At 38.5% G+C, this 7,571-nt stretch carries 5 protein-coding genes and 1 pseudogene; all 6 read left to right on the plus strand.

Annotation, left to right across the window (positions count from 1 at the left end; all coding sequences use genetic code 11):
* Positions 1 to 262: pseudogene (locus tag FOT42_RS18190) on the plus strand (hypothetical protein); the annotation flags it as partial.
* Between the two features lie 122 nt (positions 263 to 384).
* The gene (locus FOT42_RS17740; protein ID WP_151891776.1) at positions 385 to 1,122 is read left to right on the plus strand and encodes a tail fiber protein; all 738 of its coding nucleotides are present in this window, start codon (positions 385 to 387) and stop codon (positions 1,120 to 1,122) included.
* Positions 1,123 to 1,258: 136 nt separating this feature from the next.
* Entirely contained in the window at positions 1,259 to 2,197 is a 939-nt protein-coding gene (locus FOT42_RS17745; protein ID WP_151891777.1) for a tail fiber protein, read from the plus strand.
* Between the two features lie 9 nt (positions 2,198 to 2,206).
* Positions 2,207 to 2,878, plus strand: coding sequence for a tail fiber protein (locus FOT42_RS17750; protein ID WP_151891778.1), 672 nt, complete (start codon positions 2,207 to 2,209; stop codon positions 2,876 to 2,878).
* Entirely contained in the window at positions 2,875 to 3,876 is a 1,002-nt protein-coding gene (locus tag FOT42_RS18370; RefSeq protein WP_151891779.1) for a tail fiber protein, read from the plus strand. Before FOT42_RS17750 ends, FOT42_RS18370 begins: the two co-directional genes overlap by 4 nt.
* Before the next feature lie 185 nt (positions 3,877 to 4,061).
* Positions 4,062 to 7,541, plus strand: coding sequence for an RHS repeat domain-containing protein (locus FOT42_RS17760; RefSeq protein WP_151891780.1), 3,480 nt, complete (start codon positions 4,062 to 4,064; stop codon positions 7,539 to 7,541).
* Positions 7,542 to 7,571 lie beyond the last annotated feature (30 nt).

A 7,571-nucleotide genomic window follows, 5' to 3' on the forward strand; every position in this document is an offset into this window, starting at 1 on the left:
GGGATACAATCTCAAATCCCTAGAGGAGGTCCAGAACTATATCAAAGAACATGGCCACTTGCCCAACATCCCATCTGCCAAGGAAATGGAAGCAGATGGAATCCAATTGGGTGAAATGAACATGAAGCTTTTGGAGAAAATTGAGGAGCTGACTCTCTATACACTAGAACAGGAAGAAAAGCTTAAGGAAGTCGAGGCTTTGAAAACAAAAGTTAGTCAATTGGAAAAAATACTTGTAGGAATCTTAAAAATTAACGAATGAAGACAATATCGGTGATTTTTACTGTTTTCTGCTTACAATTCATGAATGCCCAAGACAACCTGTACATGGACAATGCCAAGTATTTGTATGCCAAAACGGTTTCGGGATCTTATACCAGAACCTTGGGAATTAACAATGGGGACAATCTTTATTTGGGAAGCGTCGACGCACCAGTTAACAATCTTTTTGTCAACCTAAATGGCAACAATAGAGTTACTGTGAGTGGCACTACTGGTTATGTTGGAATTGGTACTATTAATCCAACTTCAAATCTCGATGTTTACAAGTATGATGGTATTTCCCATACACGTATTTATACAAATCAGCACAATGGAATAGCAAAACTTGAAATAGCTGGGGGAGTTGCCGGTTTTGGCGCGTCTTATTCTGGGTGGACCCTCTATCATTCACATAACCATACCGAGAAAGATTTGTACTTCAAATACGGCCAATCTGGAAATCCAAGTGTTGTTTTTACAGATAATGGGAATGTTGGGATTGGAACGACTGTGCCTGGCTCAAAATTGACCGTAAAGGGAAGGGTTCACGCCGAAGAGGTCAGGGTGGACCTTTCAGTTCCCGGTCCCGATTATGTCTTCAAAGAGGGGTATGATCTCAAATCTATTAAGGAGGTCCAAAACTATATCAAAGAGCATGGCCACTTGCCCAACATACCAACTGCCAAGGAAATGGAAGTCGATGGGATCCAATTGGGAGAGATGAACATGAAATTGTTGGAGAAGATAGAGGAGCTGACCTTATACATCATACAACAACAGTATTTGCTTGAAAATATAATAGAGCAATACAAGCTTCAAAACAAGGAAATTGAATATCTCAAATCAAGGCAAAATGAATAAACAGTTTTTCATTTTTTTATTTTTTCTACCATTCTGCTTAATGGCTCAAAATGATTTCCCGGGTTCGGGTAATGCAGTGATTCAAAATGCGAAATTGATTTTCGATACTTCAGGGTGGCTTCCAAGTTTAATCACGATGCAGGATACACATTACACTCCACATCAAGTTTATCATTTTCAAATCGAGAGTGACGGTCTAAAAATAAAACAAGATAATGCGTCCAATTATCTCTTCAAGTCTGGTGGTGACTTTATCGTTAGAAATGGTAATGTTTTATTGGGACAGGGAACTCCATTGTATAAACTCCATATCAAGGACCCATTGGGAGGTGCTGCCATTGGCTTGGAAAGAGGGGGGAAATTATGGAGGCTTGATCTGGAGAATAATTCTGACAGACTTTTTATTGGCCATACAGAGCAAAGTCAACTTTTCACTTTTCGCAAGAATGGAAACTTGGGAATAGGCACAATAAATCCCTCAGAGAAACTTGAAGTAAATGCCTCAAGTTCCACTCATGCCATTTTTAAAGGAAGTTTTTCGGGCATTCAAGGGATACAGGTTGAAAGGGAGGCTGGGGACAAAATTAAACTTGTCACCAATTATTTGGGATATGGCGGTGGATTGGAGTCCAGTTCAAAGCTCCGTTTTTCGGTAAATGGGAGTAGTTTGGATTCCCCTGCTATGATTATGACCGAAATGGGGAATATGGGTATTGGAACAGAATCCCCTGACTCCAAACTAACAGTAAAAGGCAACATCCATGCCGAAGAGGTCAGGGTGGACCTTTCAGTGCCCGGTCCCGATTATGTCTTCAAGGAGGGATACAATCTCAAATCCCTAGAGGAGGTCCAAAACTATATCAAAGAGAATGGCCACTTGCCCAACATTCCATCTGCCAAGGAAATGGAGGAGAATGGGATTGAGTTGGGAGAGATGAATATGAAATTGTTGGAGAAGATAGAGGAGTTGACATTGTACATTATTGAACAAAATAGAAAGATTGATGAGCTGAAAAATGATAATGATAAACTCCAAAAACTTGAACAAAGAATCATTTATCTCGAAAAAAAATAACTGGTGACCATGGGAAAAAAAAGCGGAATACTATTATGTACGTTATTGGTTTTCATTGTGTCCAGGGGACAAAATCAAACCATAAGTTTAAATTATTGTTTTGGGTTTAACCCAAGCACAGACACATTCACATATAATGGAACAGAGATTGGAAATTATTCATTGGGATGGTATTCACTTCCATCTTCCGCGGAGGCGAGGCTTTCAGGATATGGGGGTATAAAGTTGTTTACAGGACGACAACTCCGCATGATTGTTTTAAGTACCGGGAATGTTGGTATTGGCACCCTAACTCCCGATGCCAAACTAGCAGTAAAAGGAAAAATCCATGCAGAAGAAGTGAAGGTTGACCTTTCCGTTCCCGGACCGGATTATGTCTTCAAAGAGGACTATGACCTCAAATCCCTTGAAGAAGTCCAAAACTATATCAAAGCAAATGGCCACTTGCCCAACATCCCATCTGCCGAGGAAATGGAGGAGAATGGAATTGAATTGGGAGAGATGAATATGAAGTTGTTGGAGAAAATCGAAGAATTGGTTCTGTATACCATAAAACAGGAAATAAAGATTGAAAAACTGGAAGCTTCAAACGATAAAATATCTGATTTAGAAGAAAGCTTAAACACTCAAAATAGAGAGATTAAAGAATTAAAGAAACTTATCAAAACCATGAAGAAATGAGAATAGGAATGATTTTTTTGATGTTTTGTTTATCCAATATGCTATTGGCACAGACCAATACTTTTCCTAGTTCAGGCAATGTGGGAATAGGAACGGTAAGCCCAATTTCGAAGGTACATTTATATAAGGGATTTTCTGGGGGAAGTCCACATTCCTTCTCAGATTTAACAGTGGAGGACAATGAAAATGGGATGGTCTCCATCTTAACACCGAACACCGCTATAGGGTATTTTGGTTTTTCGGACTCTGAGGATGATTATGTTGGGGGTATGCATTATGAACACGATATAGATAGAATGGTGTTTCGCGTAAATAATTATACCAACAATCTAATTATTGATAGCGCAGGTAATGTTTCTTTAGGACCAAATTCCACAAATAGCCCAAATTCACAGTTGGTTATTACTAATAACTTCGGTGCGAATATTTCTGGCTCATCTGGGGGTAATGCCATATTTGGTTCGAATATGTCGGTTGTACAGGGGGGTGAAAACCATAATCAGTTGATTACCCCATCAACTCATGCAAGTTATGGGTATTCCGGAGTGCGCAGCAGTTGGGGGAAACTCTATTTCTATACGCAATTTGGAAATACTACCGCTGGTGAGATTATTTCCGGAGCACCCAGAATGTTGATAGACCATTATGGAAATGTGGGAATAGGAACAACTAATCCTGGAACATATAAGCTTGCCGTAAAGGGAAAGATCAGGGCAGAGGAAATCAAAGTGGAGACGGGTTGGGCCGATTATGTCTTCAAGGAAGGATATACCCTTCCGACCTTGAAAGAAGTGGAAAGGCATATCAAGGAAAAAGGCCATCTTATCAACATTCCTTCCGCCAAACAAGTCGAGGAGAATGGAATAGAACTGGGAGAGATGAATAAGCTGCTCCTAGAAAAGATTGAAGAGTTGACATTGTACCTTATCCAACAGCGGAATGAAACGGAGGAAATAAAAAAAGAATTGCTCCAACTTAAACAAACACTGAAAAAATGAATAAGCAAAAAGTTACTGTAACCCATACAACGGCTCAAGACCTAGGTTTGACCTAAGAAACCACATTGATTATGGAACCAAATTTCAAAGCAATCAACAAAATTAAAACAAGCATTTATAAATTAAGTATATCAACTTAATGAATTCTATGTACATAGCACCTAACTCATTAAAAGCTAAATGACATGAAATATGTGATTATATTAATTTTCTTTTGTGTAATCAGCACACAATCTCAGGAGACCCCAATTTTTAATCAAATTCCTCAGCAAAGTTTAACGCCTTCGCCGCCGGTCTTAGGAACTTTAGGGAGTTTTGGAGGGGTAAATCTAAATGAATCGACAGGAGGGATTCATAAAATTATTCCATTGTATCAGTTAAAAGAGGGCAATATTGATTATACCCCCGCTATTCAATATTCTTCCACGGGAGTTAAAGTGAACGATTGGGGTGGAAGACTGGGTATTGGCTGGCGAGGTAATTTTTATGCGACCATTTCCAGAATTGTACGTTCGGTACCTGATGAACATGCTGATTCCAGACTTGATTTATCAATGCAAGAAATGTCCATTTATACAGAGGCCAATTATGACACCATCCAAAAACTTGAAATAGATGCCCGTGTCAGTTCTTACAATACGGGAATTGATTACTATGACGGAGAATTTGATATTTTTTCTTTTGATATTTTCGGGGAAAGCGGGTCATTTATTATTAAGGATAATAATGCTGTTTTGCTTAATCACAATCACAGTAACAATGTTCGAATTGAAATATTGGGAACAGCTCCCTACACTTTCCGTATAACCAATAGTAAGGGACTTGTCTATCACTTTGATTCCCAAATTGAATATTCACGATTTGAAGGAGGCGGGCACTATGAAGGGGCAGAGTTAAATTATGAGCAACCAAGTATGAATTTGCCTACTGCTTGGTTTGTCAACAGAATAGAATCTCCTTTCGGAGATGCGATTGATTTTAATTATTTATCCACAAGTTATAATTACATCTATGATTTTTATGAGAACTATACTCTGAAAAATGGAGTTGAAGAAGGGGATAATCCTGATCCAGGATATAACTGTAATAATAATGGTGAATTTTGTGAAATCAATGAAGCGGTATATTTTGTTAATACCCATACCTATGGTATTAAGAAAAAAACAACCCAAACAAAATACTTGACTTCGGTTTCAGGCAATAATTTTCTTTTACAGTTTAATTATAGTTCAAGAAGTGATTTGGAAGGTGATAGATTGCTCAATAACATTTCTCTTTACGATGTTCATAATAATTTAACTTCAAAAGTGGATTTTTCATATGACATGTATACTTCCAGTTCCGCTATTGAATCATTATTGGGCAATGGAGAACTTGTTAATGGCACGGAAGCCCAGAAATTAAAGAAACGCTATTTTTTAAGAAACATTGAAATTGGTACCGGCACTGAAAATCAAACATACGCCTTCCAGTATAATGGGCCAGAAGATCTGCCCCATAGGTTTTCCTTTTCACAAGATGAAGGAGGGTATTATAATGGGATTATAAATAATGGGTTCGTTCCTGAAGCCAGAATCGAAGAGCATAAGGAAAAATGGCCTAAACTGCAAAACGTGCCAATCTATTATTTTGGAGATAGAAGCACCAACGATTTTGCCAAAAAAGGAATTTTGACTCAAATCACCTACCCAACCAAGGGAAAGGATGAGTTTGAATATGAATTGAACTCCTATTCCACCATTTCAGAAAATGAAGTAGCCAATACCATTTCAGGAGAAGTTCATAACACGTGGAACAACGGTCCTATTATTTTAAATCCTGAAGAGTTTGATTGGATTACTGTAGGACCCTCTGCTACAGTTGAACTTGATTGGGATATTTATGATCCCAACTCTTCTTTGCCCCCAGAAGATGAATCCGAAACACATTATGCATGGTTTTATGTTCTTGATGGAGAGGGGGGAGGATATAAAGAATTTAAAGACACTTCTACTGGTACAATTAGGGATAGTGTTAAGCTGGAGATCAACCTCTCTGAAAGGCACAAAACCATTGAAATGATTGGCTCTACTGGGGATATAGGATTACAGTTTAAATTACATGGGCAATTTATGAGAGTGTCTTATGAACTTAGATATTATAATACTACCTATGAAGAAGTGGATCTACCGCTTCCTGGGCTGCGTTTAAAAAGAGTGACAAGCCAATCACTAAATTCTCCACCGATTGAGAAAACATATAATTATAAAACCTTTTCAATGGAAAACAACCAATTGGTGTTCTCTGAGGATACCTCTAGCCATAGGGATGAAAGGCGCAACGCTTTTGCAAGGAGGTTTGAAACAGAATTATGTGTTCCTTATGGCACTATTACTTGTGTGCCATTCAAAATATATTATCATAGTTTAACTTCATACAGCCAATTTGACCTAAATATTTTGGGGGGTAATCCCATTGCCTACTCACATGTCACACAGCAATTGGAGGACGCTTTCACGGCTGGGGTATATGATGTTTCGGTAGACGATATGGGGACAGATATTTTAGGTTCTGTGAGTGATGAATATTATGAAGAGCCACCAGTAAATCCCAAGACATTCACCGGATGGGATCATGGATTAAAAATCCATCAATATGATGGAACGAAAAGCGGCACTGACTTTAAATTGGTTAAGAGGCAACATTGGGATTATATTGAAACGCGATTTTCTTTAGGAGGTAACTGTAGCGTCTATAAAAAGTATGAACCCGTCTATCATAATGATAATATCGAACCGTACACTGCTATCTACTATAGATTGTACAATATTTGGCATAGATTGAATTCTTTCGAAGAAGTGTCATATGATGATAATAATCAAGTTTCTGTTTCTAATGTCATTGATTATGGTTATGACAATCCAATACATCAATTACCTACTTCCCAAACTATTAAGGCCAGTAATGGAAAAACGATCATAACCAATACGTACTATCCAGATGATGTGATATCACCGAGTTCCTTGGGTTTTGACAATTTGACTACAGCAGAGTTCAACTCTATTGAAGGTTTAAAGAAAACAAAGGGCAATGGCATCCCTGGCCAATACCGGATATCGGAGCCTATACAAGCAGTAACGACAGTAAACGATGTAGGTGGGGCGATTTTAGCTAAAACAACACAAAGAGCTAACTATCGGGATTGGGGAAGTGATAGAATAACGCCGGAATACATCCAGACATCCAAGAATAATGAGCCATTGGAAAATAGGACCCAATACCTTTCAATCGATGCAAATGGCAACCCAAATCAAGTCAAAAAAACTGATGGCCCAATAACTATATATTTATGGGGTTACAATTATTCCCAACTGATAGCAAAGATTGAGAATGCTACCTATGCCCAGGTAATGAGTGCTTTGGGAAAAACCTCAAATGATAATCTAAGCTATCTTCAAAATTATAACGATACCCAATTATGGACTGAGTTTGATAAGGTTCGCAACGGTCTTCCCGATTCGATGGTGACCACCTACACCTATGACCCGTTGGTCGGTGTGACCAGTGTCACGGACCCGAAGGGGAATGTTGTGTATTATGAGTACGATGCGTACAAGCGGTTGGAGTTCGTCAAGGATGACGATGGACATTTGGTTCAGGAATACAAATACAACTATAAAAACTAAGTGCCATGGGAAGAGTTTTGTCAATTTTAT

The sequence above is a fragment of the Flagellimonas hadalis genome, assembly GCF_007785775.2.
GTDB classification, from domain to species: Bacteria; Bacteroidota; Bacteroidia; order Flavobacteriales; family Flavobacteriaceae; genus Flagellimonas; species Flagellimonas hadalis.

Coding starts and splice junctions, on each gene's coding strand:
- FOT42_RS17745 (WP_151891777.1), top strand. CDS start 1,259: ATGCAGGATACACATTACACTCCACATCAAGTTTATCATTTTCAAATC.
- FOT42_RS17750 (WP_151891778.1), top strand. CDS start 2,207: ATGGGAAAAAAAAGCGGAATACTATTATGTACGTTATTGGTTTTCATT.
- FOT42_RS18370 (WP_151891779.1), top strand. CDS start 2,875: ATGAGAATAGGAATGATTTTTTTGATGTTTTGTTTATCCAATATGCTA.
- FOT42_RS17760 (WP_151891780.1), top strand. CDS start 4,062: ATGAAATATGTGATTATATTAATTTTCTTTTGTGTAATCAGCACACAA.